The following is a 19853-nucleotide window of genomic DNA, read 5'->3' as shown; positions in this document are numbered from 1 at the left end:
TTACTTGCTTGTGACTCTTAACATTGATAAATAAAATAACACTAGGTTAGAAACTATATATAAACATAGAATTAAATTAAATAAAACCTAGAAAGAACATTTAGCTTAAATGCTCTGTTTAAGTTTTGATTTGTGAAATAAAGCTCGTATTCTATCTCTTTAAGCTTAAATTATTCTTAAAGTTTGAAAATTTTTTTAAAAAAAATTAAGAATTTAAAAAAGCATTCTAAATTCTTAATTTTAAATTCCACTAGCGGTATTAATTCATAAATACTCTGCTAGAAATACCCCCCCCCTATCTCGTGTAACATAGAGCGAACGCAATTTCTACCATCTTCTTTTGCTTTATATAAATAAGCATCAGCAGCTTTTAATACTGATTCAAAATCTCTATTATCAGCATTTCTACAAGCTACACCAATACTTGTGCTACCTTTCCAAATCACTTTTTTATGCTCGTCTAATACTTCTATACCATTTACTACTGCGTGTAAAGCATTTGCAATTGCCACTGCTTCATCTAAAGAATATTTTTGTAATATTACTAAAAATTCATCACCACCTAAACGGCAAAAGTGTATGCTATCTCTATCGTTATACTTATACTTATTACATAATTCATTAGTATCAAAAAAATATTTAACAGCATTTGAAAATTGTTTTAAAACCAAATCTCCTGCATGGTGTCCATAAGTATCATTAACTTCTTTAAACTTATCTAAATCTAATTGAATAATAGCACAGGTTGGGTCTTGATATTCATTCCATATATTATTTAATACAAACATAGCCTGTCGCCTATTAAATAATCCTGTTAATTCATCTGTAATTGATTTTTTCTTATTTTCTTGAATTTGTTCTTGCAGTTGTTTTTCTTTTTTGTTAAGACTTGATTTAATATCTGCTTCAATTTCTAATAATTTCTCGTTTCTAATCTCATAAATTTTTAAAAGATTTGATAAAGTAATAGTTAGAATTTCTATATTTTTATCCATCTTTTCATTTATCATCTCAAATGCTCTTTGAGGACTATTACCAGCTTCTATAAATTTAATTTGTTTAGCTATTTTATAATCTTCTCCAACTATATGAAAAATCAGCCAATTTTTAACAAAATAAGCCAAGTTAATTGCAAGTTCTTTTTGATATACCATATCATCTTCACTATTTTGCTTTAACACTGCATCTCTCATCTTACCTAATTGTGATATACACTGCGAGTGAATATCTCTGTGGGTTTCTACATATTTTGTATATATAGCCATACTTTTCATATAATCTTCTTCATTTTTAAAATGCCAAGCAATATGACTTAAAACCACTTGAAATACAGATTCAAATTCTTTATAACCACTATTAGCTGCTTCAAATACTTGCTCTATTAATTCAAAGAACATTTTATGTTCTTCATCAACCACATCAATACCTATTTCTAATTCAGGCCCCCAGCCTTTTATATATTCTTGAATTGTTGCTTTTTTACTTTCACTACTCATATATTACTCTATTTCTTCCTGAATTTTTTGCTTTATATAACTTAGCATCAGCGTTTTTAAAGGCTTTTATTTTATCATCTTCTACCATTTCAACTCCAATACTAATAGTAACTTTTATAATTTTTTCATTAAATTTAAATATTTCTTTTTCTATATTTTCTCTTATATTATCTAATTTTGTTACACAATTTTTAAAGTCTTGATTTTTATATACGATTACAAATTCTTCTCCGCCAAATCTATAAACTTTATCTACATTAGCTTTTAATATCTTAGCTACATTTTTTAATATAAAATCACCAGCATCATGACCATAAGTATCATTAACTTTTTTAAAAAAATCTATATCACATACCGCTATTACATCATTAGCAATAAGCCTAGTTCTATCATAAGCTCTTCTATTTAAAACTTGAGTTAAAGCATCAAAAAATGCTAATTTATACCCTTCAAGAAATATAGAGATTAAAAATATTAAAGAAGCAAATTCAAAAAACCCAACATCTGTTTTTTCAAGAGTTTTAAAAAACATAAATTCAAAATAAGCTCCAATATACGCAAAAATTAATGTTTTTTCAAAAAATATAAAAAATCTTAATATCAATAAATACACTAAAAATACTAGAAAAAACACTAAGCCTAAATCAGTGATAAAAGAATTTGAAAATAAAAATTTATTAGTAGAATTTAATGCAAAGCTAGTATTTTGAGATAAAAATATACCTAATACTATGTATAAAATAAAAACAAAACTAATAGGTAATAAGCATTTTATAGTATCATACTCTTTTTTTAAAGATACTAAAAGCGCAAAAGCAAAAGGCATAAACAAACTTACATAAATATGAGTTTGATAATTTGCTGAAAATAAATAAATCATTTTAGAACTTATTAATAAAATACATACCGATATTATGTTGTATTTTTTAAAGTAAAGTGCAATAATAAGTGCTAATATCTCTAAAATAAAAGTAGCACTAGGCAAAGAAATTATTAATTCACTTAAAAATGAGTTCATTGATTGTAGAGCCTTTTGTAAATTTTAAAGAAACGATTATATAAAAAAAGGATAAAAAATGGTAGAAATCAAATCTCTTACTATGAGATACCCTACGGGATTATTATTTGAAAATGTAAATTTAAGCTTAAAAAGAGGCGAAAAATATGGACTTATCGGTGCAAACGGGGCTGGAAAATCAACATTTTTAAAAATTATAGCAGGAGAACTTGAAGCAACTAGCGGAGAAGTTAGTTTTGAAAATGGCGTAAGATACGGCGTGTTAGAGCAAAATCAATTTGCGTATGAAGAATTTAGTTTAAAAGATGCAGTTTTATATGGAAACAAAAGACTTTATAATGCAGTAAAAGAAAAAGAAAATATATATGCAACTTGCACGGATTATACCGATGAAATAAATAATCGCTTAAGCGAACTTGAAATGATTTGTGCAGAAGAAGACCCAAATTATGAATACGATACTAGATGTGAAAAAATATTAAGCTCTTTAAATCTTCATAATTATGATGAACTTATGAAAAATGTTCAAACAAGTGATAAATTTAAAGTTCTAATCGCACAAGTATTATTTGCTAAACCTGATGTGTTATTTTTAGATGAGCCTACGAATAACCTTGATTTAGACGCTATTAATTGGCTAGAAAATGAACTAAAACGCCACGATGGAACAATGGTTGTAATTTCTCACGATAGATTTTTCTTAAATAGTATTTGCACAAGAATGCTTGATGTAGATTTCAAACAAATTCGTGAATTTGCAGGAAATTACGATGATTGGTATATGCAAAGCACACTTATTAAAAGACAAAAAGAAGCAAGTCTTGCTAAGAATTTAAAAGAAAAAGAAGCTTTAGAAAAATTTATAGCTCGTTTTAGCGCAAACGCTTCTAAAGCAAGACAAGCAACAAGTCGTGCAAAAAACTTAGCAAAACTTGATGTAAGCGAAATAGAGATTTCAAGTAGGCGTGACCCATCAATTTTATTTAGATGTAATAGAGAAATTGGTAATGAAGTTTTAGAACTAAACAATATAAGTAAAGCTTATGATAAGCAACTATTTAAAAACTTAAATCTTAAAGTAAATAAAGGTGATAAAATAGCAATAATTGGAGCAAGTGGAGCCGGAAAAAGCACACTAGCAAAGATTATAATGAATGAAATTTCTCCTGATAATGGAGAGGTAAAAATGGGTGCTACAATTGAACCTAGTTACTTCCCACAAGATACCTCAAGTAAAATTTGTGAAAATTTGAAACTATATGACTATTTAATTAGCGAAAAACATAAAGATATTGATGAAATTCGCAAATGCTTAGGTAGAATGCTCTTTAGCGGAACCGATCAAGAAAAAATGGCAAAAGATTTAAGCGGTGGTGAAAAGCACAGATTGATGTTGAGTAAAATTATGCTTGAAAGGGGTAATTTTATCTTGCTTGATGAGCCAAATAACCATCTTGACCTTGAAGCTATTATTTCTCTTGGTGAAGCACTTTATGAATACGATGGAGTAGCAATTTGTATAAGCCACGATAGGGAATTAATCAATTCTTATGCAAATAGAATTTGGTATTTAAACAATGGTGAGCTTATTGATTTTGTTGGCACGTATGAAGAGTTTTTATTAAAATATGGGGAGAGCAAATGACATTTAAGGTGGAGTATTCGGCAGGTTTTGGTAATTTTAGTCAAAATCATATGGGTTTTGGGCCTACTATTTATATTGAAGAAATTATTAACTATGAGAGCAATAAGGATTATTTTGATTATGTTGATTTCTTTTTAAAGTATTCAAAAAAAGATGATACATTCTTTCAAATTAAATTACTTGAAGATAGAGAATTAAGTGAAAATGAAAAATTGTCTAAGAAAAAGTATTTAATGCTAAGAGATGCGATGTGTGAATGGGCTAAAAACAACACTCAAGATGAAGAGATAGAATTAGAAAAAAATTATCATCAAGGAGATTAAAAATCTCCTTTCGCTTAATTTAAATTCTAAAAAAAATAATATTAAGTTTTATACACAAAATATCTAGTAATGATTACTATGCAATATTCTTATATAAATAATTACAATAATTCAAACTTTAGCATTATAAAAATCTAAGTTGATTGTAAAATATTGCTACAAAATTATGTTTTTATATTTTAATTTTTATACTTATTTAATTTCAATATCTAATTTTATTTGTGATTATTCCAAAAAATATACCATTGGCATTTAATAATAAAACTACAACATTTATGAATATGGTTAAAAAATAATACTTAAATAATTAGCGAAAAAATATAAAGTGGTACGCTAGGTAGGAGTCGAACCCACAACCTACAGATCCGAAGTCTGTTGCTCTATCCATTGAGCTACTAACGCAACAAAACTAAAATATGATTTTTTAAAAAAGTGGGGTGAGTGATGGGAATCGAACCCACGACCCTCAGGACCACAATCTGATGCTCTAACCGACTGAGCTACACTCACCATAAATGAAATAATAAAGAAGTGGTCGGGGTGAAAGGATTCGAACCTTCGGCCCCTTGGTCCCAAACCAAGTGCGCTAACCAGACTGCGCTACACCCCGAAAATGTTTTATAAGAAAGGTCGCATTATATATTAACTTTTTTAAAATGTCAAGAAAAAAATAATTTATTCACAAAATATTGCTAAAATTATACACAATGACCCCGTAACTCAGTGGTAGAGTGTTACCTTGACATGGTAAAAGTCGTTGGTTCAAGTCCAATCGGGGTCACCATTTTAATTATTCTTTTTATAAAATATGTTTTAATGTTTTTTCTTGTGGAATTTAAATACTTTAAGAAATTATATAAATTTATAAGATTAATATATTTAAAAATAAACAACCGCAAAAGCAGTTGTTTAAAATAACTTGCCTAAAATAAGGCAAATTATAAATAATAAGCTATTAAAGCACCACCTACTACTAAAGGTATATTATAGAATATAAATGTAGGGATACATACATCTTTTATGTGATCACTTTGATTATCGGCATTAAGCCCAACGGTAATTCCTAAAGTTGCTTCACTAGCAGGGCTACCTGTATCTCCAACTGCACCAGCACAAGCAATGATGAAAATAATACTTTCAGCACTAAAACCTAAAGCCGTGCAAATTGGCACAAATAAAGTCGCAATAATAGGAACCGTTCCAAACGAACTTCCAATTCCAAGAGTAATTAATAATCCTATACACATCATTCCAAACGCTATTATTAATTTATTAGTAGTAATACTTAAAGTAAAATCAACTATTTCTTTAATAGCTCCTGTGCTTTGTAAAACAGCTCCAAAACCACAAGCAATTAACATAATAAATGCCACATAACCCATTAAAGAAAAGCCGCCTAAAAACACTTCATCAATTTTTTTATACTCAACTCCACCGCTTACACAAATAAATAAAAAGCCAAGTAAAGCCGAAAGTGGTAAAGAACCAACAAGTATTTGAGTAGTTAAAGTAATTAATAAACCTATCATTACCATTAGTTCTTTTTTACCAAAACTAATATTATCTAAGTTTTCATATTTTGTTTCAAGCTCTTGATATGCTTTAGGTTTTCTATAATAAATAAACGAAGCAAGAAGACCAAAAAACATTATAAAAAACATAAGCCAAACAACACCAGCAACATCACTTTGAGTAACTTTTACTCCATTATCATTTAGCGATTGAGTAATTATATCTTGGAATATAAGACCAAATCCCACAGGTAAAGTCATATAAGGCGTTGTAAGCCCAAATGTTACCGCACAAGCTACAGCACGCCTATCAATTTTAAGCTTATTAAATAGACTTAACATTGGTGGGATTAAAATCGGAATAAATGCTACGTGAATTGGAATTAAATTCTGAGAAAAGCTTGAAATTATAGCTAAAGAAAATAGCAATAAAATTCTTTTATCTGACATCTTTTTACTAATGAAATTAACTAAATAAGCAGTTAAATTAGTCCTAGATACAGCAACCGCTAAAGCACCTACTAAAACATAGCTAAGTGAGGTTTGCAAATTGCCACTCATACCACTTATGAATGTATTCATAATATTTTTTAATACTACTAAAATATTATCATCAAAACTAACACTCATAAGTCCTGCTATTAGTCCAGAAACTAAAATAGCCAAAAATACATTAAATCTTAATAGACATAGTCCAAGCATTATAAAAACGCTTATTAAAACAGGGTTTGTTAACATAAATTTTCCTTTAAATTAATTTTGTTTAAATGTTTAAAATATAAAAAATAATATGATAAAAAAAGTATTATGAAGTCTCAATGCCCTAAGGCATGATGGAAGAAGAAGCTTGTAAATAAATTGTTTGTTAAGACAAATGATAAAACACTCATTTAAAAACTCCTTTTGTAAAATATTTGCGTTATTCAACCTAAAATATTCTGAAATTTTCCTTAAATATTTTATTTTTTTAGAAAAAATCATTAAAATTATCTAAAATTCAATACACTAAAACCTTAAGGAGTAAATATGAAAAAATTAATAATACTTATATTTTCAATATTTGTTTATGCAAATGAAGCACAAATCGCTCTTGATTTAGCAAAAGTTAATGAATATTTATCAAAAATTAGTGCTTGTAGTAATAATGATTTTAAAGGCTGTGATGAAGCAAATAATATAAATAAAATAACTTACATAAAAGAAGCAAAAGACTATATAAACGATGAATGCAAGGCAAAAAATATGGCAGCTTGTTATACAATTTCTACTTTTAGTGATGATGATTATACGATTTTTAATGCCTTAAGACTTGCTTGTCAAAATCATTTTGAATTAGCTTGCACTAAGCTTGTATTAAATTACGAACAAAACTCAACAAAAGCACTAAAAATTATAAAAGCTCAATGTGATAACGAAAATAATCAAAACTCTTGTTATGCAACTGCTAGATACTATAAAGGATTTTTAGATAAAGAAAACGCTATTAAATACGCTCACATTGCTTGTAACAAAAATTTCTTTAATGCTTGCATATTTGAAGCAAGTGTGCATTTAGAAAATAATGACACAAAAAAAGCATTCAATCTTTTAGAGCAAACTTGCAATAAAGGCTATGAAGAAGCTTGTTTTGCTGGAGCTAATGCTTATTTAAATATGGGTAAATTTAAATTAAGTAAAAAATTCTTAGAAAAATCTTGTAATTTAGGTAATCAAATATCTTGCAAAAAACTAAGTGGTTTTTAATATATTTTGAAATTCTAAAAAAGGATAATAATGCTTGAATTTTGGCAACATTTTTATGAAAATACCAATAGAGTTGCATTTAGCATAGGAATGTTTAAAATACATTATTACGCACTTTGCTACATATTAGCATTGCTTATTGCATTATTTATAGGACAAAAATTTGCTCCACGCTTTGGCTTTAGCAAAAAAGAAATAGAAAATTATTTCGTTTGGATAGAAATAGGCATAATCTTAGGAGCTAGAATAGGATATATTTTAGTTTATAGCGATGATAAATTATATTATTTAAGCAATCCTTGGCAAATGTTTAATCCATTTGTAAATGGCGAATTTGTAGGAATTGCTGGAATGAGCTATCACGGAGCATTAGTTGGTGCATTAATTACAACTTATCTTTATTCTAAAAAATATAAAAAAAATATGTTTAAAATACTTGATTTAGTAGCATTATCAGTGCCATTAGGGTATATATTTGGAAGAATTGGAAACTTTTTAAATCACGAACTATTTGGCAGAGCAACTGATGTATCTTGGGGCGTTTATGTAGGAGATACCTTAAGACACCCTAGTCAATTATATGAAGCATTCGCTGAAGGTTTAATAATTTTCATTATCATTTACATTTTTTCAAAGAGAATAAAGTTTAACGGGCAATTAATCTGTATTTATGCAATGTCGTATGGGATAGCTAGATTTATTTGTGAATTCTTTAGAGAACCTGATTTTAATTTAGGCTTTATTGCATTAAGCCTATCTATGGGTCAAATTTTGAGTTTAATTATGTTTTGCTTTGCTCTTAGTTTGTATTTTTATTTAAATAAAATTAAAGCTAATCATTAACACGGGGGGGGGTATAATCAAAATTACAATATTTTGATAGTATCAAGATTCAAATCATTTTAAGGAGTAAAGTATGAAAAAACTTTTATTTTTAGGTGCAATTAGTTGCTGTTTATTAGCTGATACAAATATAAATCCAAGCGAACTACCACAAAACATTCAAGACTTTGTAAAAACTCATTTTACAAATGAAAATATAGTTAAAGCTGAAAAAGATTGGGATTCTTATGAAATCAAACTTAGCAATGGAACTGAACTTGATTTTTCTAAATCTGGAGATATTAAAGAAATAGATGGAAAATACTCTCCAATTCCTGATAGCATTATGCAAGATGTTTTAAAAATTGCTAAAGAAAATCAAAAAAATGCGAAATTAATGGAAATTGAAAAAGAATGGAACGGATATAAACTAAAATTTAATAACAATTATAAAGTTTATATAGACAATAACGGAACTATCACAAAAACCGTGCTTGATGATTAAAAACAATAGGAATTTCAATTTGAAATTCCTAAGATTAGGAAAGATATGAAAACACTTAGAAAATTACATTCTTACATTGGAATTTATGCTTGTTGGTTACTTTTTATAATAACCTTTTTTGGAACCATTAGTTATTTTAGAAATGAAATTGATTTTTATATGCAACCAAAGTTGCACGAAAGCAAAACTATCTTAAATAATGATATAAATGGATTAAGTAGTGCTATTAATTACGCACAAGAAAAATATAAAGATTACGATTTTATATCTATCAAAACTCCTAGTTATTATAATAATTTATATGAGATTAATTATTATAATTCTAATTCAACAAAAGGCGAAAGAAAAAGTAATATAAGCTATTTTGATGGAGAAAATATACTAAATAAAACAAGCACTTTAGGGGCTAAATTTTTAACTAGCATTCATTATAAATTATTGCCTATTAATGGTAGTTTTAAAGATTTCTTAGAAGCAATTGTTAGTATTTTTGCAGCTGGGATAATATTTTTATATATAAGTGGGATTTTGATTTGGAATAAAAAGAATTTCAATAAAATTAATGTGAAAAATGATTTAGCAAGATTATTTGATTTTCACATAGTTGCTGGACTTTTTGTGGGTTCATTTTTATTCATCTTAGCACTTAGTGGAATAGGTATAAATTACATTAAAGATATAGAAAAATTATTTACCACAACTACCACTAAACAAGCAAAAACACCAAGTAACGCAAATGCAAATAGTGATAAAAGCTTTATTTTTGATACAAATTTAATTAGCAAGGCTATTAATAATTTAGAAAATACAAAAAATATAACAATTGTTTTAAATAAAAACACAAAAGAATTTGCAATTACTTTAAATGATGATAAAAATATAATGCCATCAATTAATACAAAAAGTAATAAAAGCTATGTTTTTGATAGCGAAGCTAATGTAAAACAAACTCCAAAAGAAAGCAAACTAAGTGCATTTTCATCAATTTATGAAATATTTTTTAATATTCATAGAGTTATGTTTGCTGATTTTCAACTTTATTTTATTTTATTTTTATGTGGAATATTTACTTGCTTATTTATATACAAAGCTTTATTATTAGCTAGTAAAAAACATAAAGATAATCTACTTTATAAAGCAATTGCTTATGCAGCGTTTTATCCATCTTTAAATGCTACTGCTATTTATTTTATCACTAATAAACTTACTCAAAATATGCAAGTAGAACAATTTGCATTTTTAATAAGCTTTATATTAAGCATTATTCTTAGCTATATTTTTGTAAATAAAACTAAAAATCTAATGATAATTAGCTTAATTATTTTATTGGCATTATTAATATCTGATATTTGTATTAGCGGTTTTGTATTTATAACAATGATGTTTGACTTTGTTATATTACTTATAATTTTAGGATTAATTATTAATTTAAGGAGAGCAAATGTTAATAATATTAATTAATTTAATAGGAGCAATCTGCCTTAGTATTGATTATAAAAAAGCAAGTTATATTTTATTTGCAATAGCATTTGTATGTGCCTTATATCTTGATGCAAAACTATATAATTTAATGATGTTTTTTAGTTCAATTTTTGCATTTTGTATAATTACGATTTGGGCTAAACACCTATATGATTTAAATAATAAAAACTCTAACATTCGCTAATTTTTAGCGAATGTGGTTTTGGATTAGTTTTTGCTTTATTATTTAAAATCACAAAAGGAAAAATATGAAATTTAGCCAAGATGAGATATTTTCAGCTACTGATGTAGTTCGTAATTTTTCTGCAATTTTAAAAAAAATTGAAGGAAATAAAAAAGTCTTCGTAGTAAAAAATAACAAATTCCAATGTGTTATGCTAAACCTTGCCGAATATGAAAAATTACAAAATGCTTTAGTAATTTTAGAAGCTATTTATAAGGACAAAAAAAATGGCAAGAATTAATATAAAAAATCTCGGGCTAAGTTATCTAATAAGACAAGGAAATGGAGAAAAAGTAGCTTTAATAATGCACGGCTGGGGTGCTAATAAAGAACTAATGGAGCAATTTTTCACAAAATCTTTAAGCAAACATTGTAAGCAAATGATATTTTTAGACTTTGCAGGATTTGGTGGAAGTGATGAGCCAAGTTATGCTTTTAACTCTATTGATTATCTTAATTTGACAAATGAATTTATAAAAGCATTAGATATAAAAGTTGATATTTTGCTAGGTCATTCTTATGGTGGCAAAATTGCTTGTCTTATGGCTAGTAAGAATGATTATGATGCGTTGATTTTATGTGCTAGTGCTGGGTTAAAACTACCAAAAAGCCCTAAAGTAAAGCTAAAAATCTTTCTTGCAAAATGCTTAAATAAATTAGGATTTAAAAACATAAGAAAATTTTTAGCTAGTAAAGATGGTGCTACGCTAAGCCCTATTATGTATGAAACTTTTAAAAATGTAGTTGATGAAGACTATCAAAATGAAATTAGCAAAATCAACACAAAAACCTTGCTATTATGGGGCGAAAGCGACACTGCAACACCACTTAGCATAGCAAACAAAATGCAAGGTTTAATCAAAAACTCAAAACTAATTACCTTTAATGGAAATCATTTTTTCTTTATGCAAAATGATTTAACGCCTTTTATTGATGAGTTTTTTCAAAAAGCTTGAAGAATTAGAAATAATTTATTTTAAAGATTGCTACAAATCTTGCAACGGGCATTGCTGTAATGCAGATAAGCCCTTTAATGTAATAATCCCTATGCTAAAAAGCGAGTATGAATACATTAAAGATAAAACCAATCTAAGTCTAGTTGCAAGTATTGCTTACAAATTAAAATGCGAAAAAACAATCACTTTATGCTTTGTCAAATGCTCTTATAAAGGCTTATGCACTTTTCGTCCTTTAGCTTGTAAGCTATATCCGTTTTTTGCTTTAGTTAATGATGATGGGGTGGTTTTGGATATAAATGCAATTAGCTTATATGATTTATTTTATAAGGATTTTTCATCTCATCCTTGCCCTTTGATAAAGTATGATTTTGATAATTTAAAAGCGCAATTTTTATTAAATGTAAAGCAAATCTCAAATGAGCCAATAATAATTTTTATATTTAGAGCATTAGAGCTTTTAGTCAAATACCTTAAACTTTATTTAAAAGATTTATACCTTGATAATTGTGAAAACAAAAAAGAGATTTTGCATAAAAACAATTTCTTAAATGCTTATAAAAACGAAGAATTTAAAAATGAAATAAATGAACTTTATTTAAGATTAAGCCTAAAATATAAAGATAATTTAGATAAATATTTATAAGAATTAAGAAATAAATTCTTAATTCAAATTCTTAGAAATTTCTTAAGTGATAATTCAATCTATCAACTAATATTTGATGTTTGAATAATTCTCCTTCAAACTTTACACTCTTACACTCTAGCATTTTTAAAGATTTCGCTATCATTGAAGCAATACTATCAACAACACCAAACAAAATTGCAATATCATCAAGTCCGCCTAAACGATATATCAAAATCAATCTAAAAGACTTACTAACATCCATTAAAATAGGTTTTTTAGCTAATTTAAAATCAAGCCCACTAGCAATTCCTATTTCATATTTATTAGCTAAATCAAGAAGTTCAGTTAAGCTTAATTTAAGTCCTAAAATATTTGCCGAGCTTATTAAAATACCACTAAAAGTATTTAAAATCTCGCTATCTCCTTCAAGATTTAAGCCAAATTTTTCTTTATAATTTGCTAATAACTTAGCACCTAATTTGTTTTTATTTAATAATTCTGCGTGATTTTTACTTTCAAATTCTAAAAAAGCTGATAATTCATTATTAATATAAATCCCATCATCTCTTACAACAACCTCATCGCCCTTATTAAATCTAGCTAAATCATCATAACACCTTGCTCTTTTAGTTTGTGCGTAAGAACTAGCGAGTGATTGTTCATAAACGCCGTAATTATCCCAAAAATCTCTTTCGCTACAGGCAATACAGCCATGTCCTGCTTGAACTGGCCAAGAAGTTTTAGCATTGAACTTTGTCTTAGGACAATTATTAAAAGTATATGGTCCTTTACACCCTACTTTAAACAAACAAGCACCCGATTTAGCTGCTTCATCTCCAAATTCTTCAACAAATTCCCCACTCTCAAAAGCTATTTTCCTTTCGCACATATCGTGTAAGCATTTTGAATAAGCAAAAGCAGGACGATTATTATCATCTAATGCAGGAGCTTTATCAAAAAACGCAAAATGTAAAATACTAGCAATGATATTACTCTCACTTGGAGGGCAGCCAGGAATTAATACAGCATCTTTTAAAATATCTTCAATACTAATAGAATTAGTAGGATTTGGCTTAGCTGCTTGAATACCACCATAAGATGAGCATGAACCTACAGCATAAACACAACTTGCACGATTAGTTAATTCTTTTAATTTATGTAAAGCAGAGTGAGCTGGAGCACCACTTGTATAAAACTCATTACTAGCAATAGCACCTTCAACTACTAATAAAAATGGCTCTTTAATTTCTAATAAATCTTCAGCTAAAAATCCGCTAGCTGCCATATAAGTTTCGTGATAGATTAAATCTATAAAATCAAAAATCAAATCATCAAGACCAATACTCTCACTTCTAATAAAGCTCTCACTACAGCCTGTGCATTCACTAAAATGTAGCCATATTAATTTTAACTTTTTTGCATTGATTTTTTCGTAGATTTCTTTTTCATCAGCTTTCACGCCTAAAGTTTTTAATGTAGATTGAATTTGAGCTAATACATTTGCATTCATAATAATCCTTTATTTAAGCTTAAAATATCAAATTAAATGAATAATAGCGAAATAATTTTTAAAATTAGTAACTTTTCTACTCAAGTTACTAATTTAACTAGCGGTATATTTAAGATATATTTTATATTTACCCCGTTTTAACGGGGATAAATGAGTTTAGTTTGAAATATAAATACTAACTAAACCAAACTTTAAATATTCTTAAAATTATACTTTTTTTTAAATTTTAATAAATTTTTATAAGTCTTAGTTAAAAATATATCTTAAAAAAACATAGACTTTAAATACTTAGTTAGACCTAAATTCTCTAACATTATTATAAGTATTACAATAGGACAAATAAATCTTATAAACAATAACCATATTTTAAATCCAAACTCACCCATATAAGGAATAAATAAAGTTTTAAGTTTATTCACTTCTACGAAAAATCCTACGAAAATACAAGTAATAATCGCTGATAATGGCATTAAAATATTAGAAGTTAAATAATCTAATATATCAAATATACTTTTATCAAAAAATGTAAAAATTGAAGAATATTCATTATTAAAACCTAATATGCAAAATATCCCCATAATATAAACAAAAATACCTATATAAATTAGAGCAAGTTTTCTTGAAATTCCAAATTTATTTATTAAATAAAAAGCAAAAGGTTCAATCATTGAAACAGCACTAGTAAGCCCAGCAAAGAGTAATGCTATAAAAAATGCAATCGCAAGTATATTTCCAATAATTCCAAGATTTGAAAATAAACTCATAAGGCTTACAAATATAAGTCCTGGCCCTTGCTCGCTTGCATTTGCTCCGTATTCAAAAACAAAGGTAAATACAATAAGCCCCATCATAATACCAACTAAAATATTTATAAAAATAATTGATAAAGTTGATTTAATCACATTTATATTTTCTGGCAAACTAGCAGCGTAAGTTAAAACTACGCAAACACCCATAGAAAGACTAAAAAAGCTTAACCCTAAAGCGTCTAAAATTAATTTTATATTAAGTTTATCTTCAACAAATAAAACAGAAAAATCAGGCTTAAACAAAAAGCTAAACGCCTTAACAAATCCATCAAAAGTAAAACTATATAAAAGCATTAAAATTAATAATATAAACAAACTTGGCATCATCCATACATTCATTTTTTCAATGCCACTTTTAATTCCTTTACTAACAACCCAAAAAATCATAAAAAACACTATGCTAAAGCAAATAATTTGAGACAATAAGTCTTTTGTCAATAAATTACCAAATAAATCTCCAGCTTCGCTAACAGAATTTGGTAAAGCAAAAAAACTAGAATAAATGTATTTTAAAATCCAGCCTATTACAACGCTATAAAAACAAACTATTAAAATAGCTCCTATCATAAAAAATCCTGCAAATCCCCAAGCTTTTTTATTAGATTTTGCTAAATCGCTAAAAGCATTCACAGCGTCTTTTTGAGTAATTTTACCAATACTAAGCTCTCCTAAAAAAACCATAAAAGCTACTAAAAATGTTAAAACTAAATAAAGCAATATAAAAATAGAACCGCCATTAGTTCCTACCATTGTAGGGAATTTCCACGCATTTCCAAGTCCAACTGCAGAACCTGCCATCGCTAAAATAAAGCCAATTTTAGAAAATTGTTCTCTCATTTTTATCCTTTAAATTTAAAATACACAATAACAAGCACAGCAATAGGTGCAACAAATCTTGCAAAAAATATCCATATTTTAAAACCAAGTTCACCCATATAAGGGATAAAAGTTTCTTTTAAATCTTGCTTGCTAATAAAAAACCCAACAAAAATTGCAGCCATAAATGAGCCAAAAGGCATAATGATATTTGAGCTAACATTGTCTAAAATATCAAAGAAATTCATTCCAAAAAATGTTAAATTATTTTTATAAGCTTCAATGCCTGAAAATATACATAAAAGCCCTAAAATATACACAACTACCCCAATTAAAACAATAGCTTTTATTCTTGAGAAATTGAATTTATTTATTAGATAAAATACAAAAGGCTCTATCATTGAAACCGCACTAGTAATCCCTGCAAAAAATAAAGCTATAAAAAATGTAACAGCTAATATTTTGCCTAAAAGTCCAAGTTTTGCAAAAAGCGAAATCAAAGAAATAAAAATAAGCCCAGGACCTTGTGCACTAGGGTCAGCATTAAACTCAAAAATAAAACTAAATACAATAAGCCCCATCATAAGACCTATTAAAAGATTTATAAAAATTATATAAAAAGTTGAACTTACAAAATTAGTTCTTTCAGGTAAGCTAGCTGAATAAGTAATAATGCTACCTGCTCCAATACTTAAAGAAAAACAAGCAAGTCCTAAAGCGTCTAAAAAAGAATCTTGATTAATCTTGCTAAAATCAGGCATAAATAAGAAATTAAAAGCGTCTTTAAAACCATCTTGAGTAAAGCTATAGCAAAGCATTAATAAAAGCATTATAAATAATGTTGGCATCATAAATACATTTAGCTTTTCAATACCATTTTTAACACCTTTTGCCACCGTGTAAAAGGCTATAAAAAACACTATACTAAAACATATTATCAAAGCACTTAAATTAGTTTCCACTAAATTAATAAAAAGCTCTTTATTATCAGCGATTTGAGTGCTAAGTGTATTTATATTAAAAATAGTAGATAGTGAATAATAAATATAATAAATTATCCAGCCAATAATCACACTATAAAAGCTAACGATTAATAAAGCCCCAATCATTGTAAAGCCTACTAAAGACCAAGGTTTTTTATACTTAGGTGCTAAAAAATAATAAGCACTAGCAGGGTCTAGCCTTGATGCTTTACCGATATATAACTCGCACAAAAATATAACAAATCCAACGCCTAAAGTAAGCAAAATAAACAGCATTACAAAGGCTGAACCACCATTAGTTCCTACCATTGTAGGGAATTTCCACGCATTTCCAAGTCCAACAGCAGAACCAGCAACTGCTAAAATAAATCCAATTTTAGAAAATGTATTATTCAAAATAAGCCCTTTTTTTGGTTTTTTAAGGTTAAAACTTTCATTCTATAATAATTTTTAAAAATTTGTATAAATAAAAATTAAAAATATATAAAAAAAGGCAAAAATTTGTGTAAAAATACTAAAGAATTTACATACAAACTAATCTTAAGCTATGATGGTTCAAGATTTTTTGGTTCAGCAAAGCAACCAAATTTAACTTGCGTTCAAAATACACTTGATAATGCTTTAAAATGTGTTGGGGTATTTAAGCCTAGTATATTTGCTAGTAGGACTGATAAAGGAGTTCATGCAAATTGCAATGTGGCAAGAATTAGTTCAAGTTATAAATTAAATAAAGATTTTGTATTAAAAAAACTCAACAATACTCTAAATGGTATTTATATAAAACATATAAAAGAATGCGAATTTGAACCTAGATTTGATGCAAAACTTAGAAGCTATAGATATATAATCTCGCCTTATTTTAACGCCTTTAATAAAGCATATTGCTGTGATTACTCAAAAGAAATTGATATTCAATTATTAAAAAACGCTTTAAAAGTATATGAAGGAGAGCATGATTTTGCTAATTTTTGCTTAAGCCTTGATGGTGATAAAAATAGCATTAGAACTATTTATAAAACTAGAATTTATAAGTATAAAGATTTGGTTGTTTTGAACTTTTTTGCTAATGGATTTTTAAGGGGTCAGATTAGATTGATGGTTGATTTTTTACTTAAAATAAATGAAAAAAAATTAAGTATAGATGAATTAAAAGAACAATTAGCTTGCAAGGAAATTCACTCAAGAACCCTTGCAAAACCAAGCGGACTTTATCTTAAAAGCATAATGTATTAGAAGTTATATCCTATACCAACTAATAGATTTGAGTTAGAAAAATTACTTCTACCTTGATAGCCTAATTTAGCATTTACATATAAGCTCTCATTAATATCATAAATTCCCTCAACACCAGCACTAATATATGTGCTATTTAAATCTTTAAAATCATGGTGCAAAAATATTTCTCCACCTGCTGTTACATTATCAATAATTTTTACAGAATAATGCACTCCAGCTTGAATACCAAATCCATTTAAAGTAGAGCTTGAAATACCATCATATTTTGGCTTTATTGAGTAATAATAAGCTCCGGCTAATATATTTAACGCATCATCTAATTCTTGATAAGGTAAGCCAATCGCATAACCACCTAAAGCACCAAATGAATAAATGTTATATTTATACTTACCATAATAAGTTTTGCTCTCTTGCTTTGATACGCTTATATTTGCACTATATACTAAATCATCTATATTGTTATAATTTTTATAATAAATATTAGAATTTAATACATTATCACTTCCCACGCCAAACTCAATTCCCGTATGATTGTAAGCGTTAGCATAAGAACTTAAAAACCCTAAAGTTAAAACAGAATATAAAATCTTTTTCATAATCTTCTCCTAAAATAAAAAAACGATGAATACTAAATATTTTTAGACAATAAACAGCTATATTTTTTAAAAAAAATAGTAAAAATATATTATTTTTTGTATTATTAAATCACATTTTAAATTCCTTATATTTTGAGTTATCATTTTGTAACCAAAAATAGGAATAATTTTGTCTTATTTTTAAAAAAGGAGATTTTATGAAAGTTAATTTTAAAGGTAGCCCTGTTGCAATTAGTGAAGCAATTAAGCTAGGAGATAGTATTAAAGATACTAAAGTAGTAGGTAAAGATTTAAGCGTAATTAATCTAAATGAAGACGCTATCATAGTAAGCGTTCCTAGTATTGATACAGGTGTATGTGCTAAAGAAGCTAGAGAATTTAATGTAAAAGCTAACAAACTTGGAATGAAAGTTTATGTTGTAAGTATGGATTTACCTTTTGCTTTTGCAAGATTTTGCACTGCTGAAGGCTTAGAAAATATAATTCCAGTTAGTGATTTTAGATACGGCGAATTTGTTAAAAACTACGGCTGTAGAATACAAGAAGGTGCTTTAGAAGGACTTACAACTAGAGCTGTTTTTGTTCAAAAAGGTGGAAAAATAGTTTATAGCGAAGTTTGTGCTGAAATTACAGAACTACCTAATTTTGACGCTTTAGAAAAAGCTCTAGCGTAATTAATAAATATCTAAATCTTAGGATTTAGATATTTAAATTCCTATTTTAAATTCCTTAGAATTTCAAGCAAATTAATTTGAATTTTATCTTATTGTTATTTTATAAAGATACTTTATCTACTATTAAATGATTATTTTTTATCGTAAGGTAGTTTTTTTAATTCTACTTGTTTATTCAATATAAATTTATTAAAAAAACTTTCTAAATACGAAAAATCGCTTTTTATATTATTTTTAATATTCTCATAGTTAGCCAAAACTAATGCGTCTCTAAAATACTTTGAGTTGTTTTTGAAAATATCATTATTAGCTTCAAAACCTTTGCTTTGTAGATATTTGATTGCAAAAACAGCGATTGTTCTAGTATTACCTTCACGAAATGGATGAATTTGCCAAATATCACTTATAAATTTTGCTATATTTAAAACTTGCTCTTCTTTACTCATTAGAAGATAATTTTTCTTTTTTTCCTTATCAAAATCATATTCAAGAGTATCGCTAATCTCATTAAAATCAACATATTCTACGCTTTTATCTCCCCCTAAAATATCTTCATTTTTAGCAATATTTACATCTCTAAAAACACCAACATATTTTTCAAGCCCTTGAACAAAAGCATCTTGAAATATATTTTTATGAATAATTTTTAAAGCAATCGGAGAAAATCTAAAGCTATTATTGTCTAAAAACTTAGCAATATTTATAGATACCAAATCGCATTCTTTTTCACATATTTGTTGAATATCAAGTTTTTTATTTTGATAATATGTTTTAACACTAATTTCTAATTCTTGATATGTTTTTGCTGTTGTTAAAGTTTGTTTAAAATATTCAGATGGTTTAAGATTATCAACCAAGCTAAGCCCAATGCCTATTT

Annotated in this window: 20 protein-coding genes and 4 tRNA genes; 13 read left to right on the top strand and 11 right to left on the bottom strand. The window is 27.1% G+C overall.

Annotated elements, in window-relative coordinates:
- Window positions 1-278: 278 nt before the first annotated feature.
- Window positions 279-1496 carry a GGDEF domain-containing protein gene (locus KJQ97_RS05945; protein WP_214117412.1) on the bottom strand — a complete coding sequence of 406 codons (1218 nt, stop codon included), beginning with the start codon at window positions 1494-1496 and terminating at the stop codon, window positions 279-281.
- Entirely contained in the window at window positions 1489-2514 is a 1026-nt protein-coding gene (locus tag KJQ97_RS05940) for a GGDEF domain-containing protein (RefSeq protein WP_214120258.1), read from the bottom strand. Before KJQ97_RS05940 ends, KJQ97_RS05945 begins: the two co-directional genes overlap by 8 nt.
- A gap of 58 nt (window positions 2515-2572) precedes the next feature.
- Here KJQ97_RS05940 and KJQ97_RS05935 point away from each other — a divergent pair, with 58 nt between their 5' ends.
- Together KJQ97_RS05935 and KJQ97_RS05930 are read left to right on the top strand one after the other, a co-directional pair.
- Window positions 2573-4159: an ABC-F family ATP-binding cassette domain-containing protein gene (locus tag KJQ97_RS05935; RefSeq protein ID WP_214117414.1), complete on the top strand. Its 1587-nt coding sequence runs from the start codon at window positions 2573-2575 to the stop codon at window positions 4157-4159.
- Window positions 4156-4482, top strand: a complete 327-nt coding sequence (locus KJQ97_RS05930) for a hypothetical protein (protein WP_214117415.1) — start codon at window positions 4156-4158, stop codon at window positions 4480-4482. Before KJQ97_RS05935 ends, KJQ97_RS05930 begins: the two co-directional genes overlap by 4 nt.
- Before the next feature lie 326 nt (window positions 4483-4808).
- Here KJQ97_RS05930 and KJQ97_RS05925 read toward each other — a convergent pair.
- The 3 genes from KJQ97_RS05925 to KJQ97_RS05915 all read right to left on the bottom strand — a co-directional run bounded on the left by KJQ97_RS05925 (window position 4809) and on the right by KJQ97_RS05915 (window position 5092).
- A tRNA-Arg gene (locus tag KJQ97_RS05925) sits at window positions 4809-4884 on the bottom strand.
- Window positions 4885-4915: 31 nt separating this feature from the next.
- Window positions 4916-4992 (bottom strand) — tRNA-His (locus KJQ97_RS05920).
- Window positions 4993-5014: 22 nt separating this feature from the next.
- Window positions 5015-5092, bottom strand: a tRNA-Pro gene (locus KJQ97_RS05915).
- 99 nt (window positions 5093-5191) lie between these two features.
- Between KJQ97_RS05915 and KJQ97_RS05910 the strand changes: the two genes are divergently transcribed.
- Window positions 5192-5266 (top strand) — tRNA-Val (locus KJQ97_RS05910).
- Between the two features lie 154 nt (window positions 5267-5420).
- On the opposite strand, the gene KJQ97_RS05905 is transcribed toward KJQ97_RS05910, so the two are convergent.
- Window positions 5421-6731 (bottom strand): Na+/H+ antiporter NhaC family protein, encoded by a 1311-nt coding sequence (locus KJQ97_RS05905; protein ID WP_214117416.1) that lies wholly within the window; start codon window positions 6729-6731, stop codon window positions 5421-5423.
- Between the two features lie 288 nt (window positions 6732-7019).
- Between KJQ97_RS05905 and KJQ97_RS05900 the strand changes: the two genes are divergently transcribed.
- From KJQ97_RS05900 to KJQ97_RS05865, 8 genes are all read left to right on the top strand, one after another.
- Window positions 7020-7736, top strand: a complete 717-nt coding sequence (locus tag KJQ97_RS05900; protein ID WP_214120257.1) for an SEL1-like repeat protein — start codon at window positions 7020-7022, stop codon at window positions 7734-7736.
- 30 nt (window positions 7737-7766) lie between these two features.
- Window positions 7767-8579, top strand: a complete 813-nt coding sequence (gene lgt / locus KJQ97_RS05895; protein WP_214120256.1) for a prolipoprotein diacylglyceryl transferase — start codon at window positions 7767-7769, stop codon at window positions 8577-8579.
- A 73-nt stretch (window positions 8580-8652) separates the two neighbouring features.
- A complete protein-coding gene (locus KJQ97_RS05890; protein WP_214120255.1) occupies window positions 8653-9063 on the top strand; it encodes a PepSY-like domain-containing protein in 411 nt (136 codons plus the stop codon).
- 45 nt (window positions 9064-9108) lie between these two features.
- Window positions 9109-10524, top strand: a complete 1416-nt coding sequence (locus KJQ97_RS05885; protein ID WP_214120254.1) for a PepSY-associated TM helix domain-containing protein — start codon at window positions 9109-9111, stop codon at window positions 10522-10524.
- A complete protein-coding gene (locus KJQ97_RS05880; RefSeq protein WP_214120253.1) occupies window positions 10505-10729 on the top strand; it encodes a hypothetical protein in 225 nt (74 codons plus the stop codon). Before KJQ97_RS05885 ends, KJQ97_RS05880 begins: the two co-directional genes overlap by 20 nt.
- 64 nt (window positions 10730-10793) lie before the next feature.
- Window positions 10794-11009 carry a type II toxin-antitoxin system Phd/YefM family antitoxin gene (locus KJQ97_RS05875; RefSeq protein WP_214117422.1) on the top strand — a complete coding sequence of 72 codons (216 nt, stop codon included), beginning with the start codon at window positions 10794-10796 and terminating at the stop codon, window positions 11007-11009.
- Window positions 10996-11724: an alpha/beta fold hydrolase gene (locus tag KJQ97_RS05870; RefSeq protein ID WP_214120252.1), complete on the top strand. Its 729-nt coding sequence runs from the start codon at window positions 10996-10998 to the stop codon at window positions 11722-11724. Before KJQ97_RS05875 ends, KJQ97_RS05870 begins: the two co-directional genes overlap by 14 nt.
- Entirely contained in the window at window positions 11702-12370 is a 669-nt protein-coding gene (locus KJQ97_RS05865; RefSeq protein WP_214120251.1) for a hypothetical protein, read from the top strand. The genes KJQ97_RS05870 and KJQ97_RS05865 overlap by 23 nt, the downstream gene beginning before the upstream one ends.
- A 31-nt stretch (window positions 12371-12401) precedes the next feature.
- Here the strand turns inward: KJQ97_RS05865 and KJQ97_RS05860 are convergent, their stop codons facing one another.
- From KJQ97_RS05860 to KJQ97_RS05850, 3 genes are all read right to left on the bottom strand, one after another.
- Window positions 12402-13862, bottom strand: a complete 1461-nt coding sequence (locus tag KJQ97_RS05860) for a hydrogenase small subunit (protein WP_214120250.1) — start codon at window positions 13860-13862, stop codon at window positions 12402-12404.
- Window positions 13863-14125: 263 nt separating this feature from the next.
- Window positions 14126-15508: a sodium-dependent transporter gene (locus KJQ97_RS05855; RefSeq protein WP_214117426.1), complete on the bottom strand. Its 1383-nt coding sequence runs from the start codon at window positions 15506-15508 to the stop codon at window positions 14126-14128.
- 2 nt (window positions 15509-15510) lie between these two features.
- On the bottom strand, window positions 15511-16866 hold the full coding sequence (locus tag KJQ97_RS05850) for a sodium-dependent transporter (RefSeq protein ID WP_214120249.1): 1356 nt from the start codon (window positions 16864-16866) through the stop codon (window positions 15511-15513).
- A gap of 105 nt (window positions 16867-16971) precedes the next feature.
- Between KJQ97_RS05850 and truA the strand changes: the two genes are divergently transcribed.
- Window positions 16972-17703: a tRNA pseudouridine(38-40) synthase TruA gene (gene truA, locus KJQ97_RS05845; RefSeq protein WP_214120248.1), complete on the top strand. Its 732-nt coding sequence runs from the start codon at window positions 16972-16974 to the stop codon at window positions 17701-17703.
- On the opposite strand, the gene KJQ97_RS05840 is transcribed toward truA, so the two are convergent.
- On the bottom strand, window positions 17700-18302 hold the full coding sequence (locus KJQ97_RS05840; RefSeq protein WP_214117429.1) for a hypothetical protein: 603 nt from the start codon (window positions 18300-18302) through the stop codon (window positions 17700-17702). The genes truA and KJQ97_RS05840 overlap by 4 nt on opposite strands.
- 197 nt (window positions 18303-18499) lie before the next feature.
- Here KJQ97_RS05840 and tpx point away from each other — a divergent pair, with 197 nt between their 5' ends.
- On the top strand, window positions 18500-18976 hold the full coding sequence (gene tpx / locus KJQ97_RS05835) for a thiol peroxidase (protein WP_214117430.1): 477 nt from the start codon (window positions 18500-18502) through the stop codon (window positions 18974-18976).
- Between the two features lie 131 nt (window positions 18977-19107).
- Here the strand turns inward: tpx and KJQ97_RS05830 are convergent.
- The coding region (locus KJQ97_RS05830; RefSeq protein WP_214120247.1) for a Fic family protein at window positions 19108-19853 on the bottom strand (746 nt) is incomplete at its 5' end.

This window comes from Campylobacter sp. 2018MI01 (genome assembly GCF_018501205.1).
In the GTDB taxonomy this organism is placed as follows: domain Bacteria; phylum Campylobacterota; class Campylobacteria; order Campylobacterales; family Campylobacteraceae; genus Campylobacter_E.
This window is presented reverse-complemented; position numbering and strand designations above follow the sequence as displayed.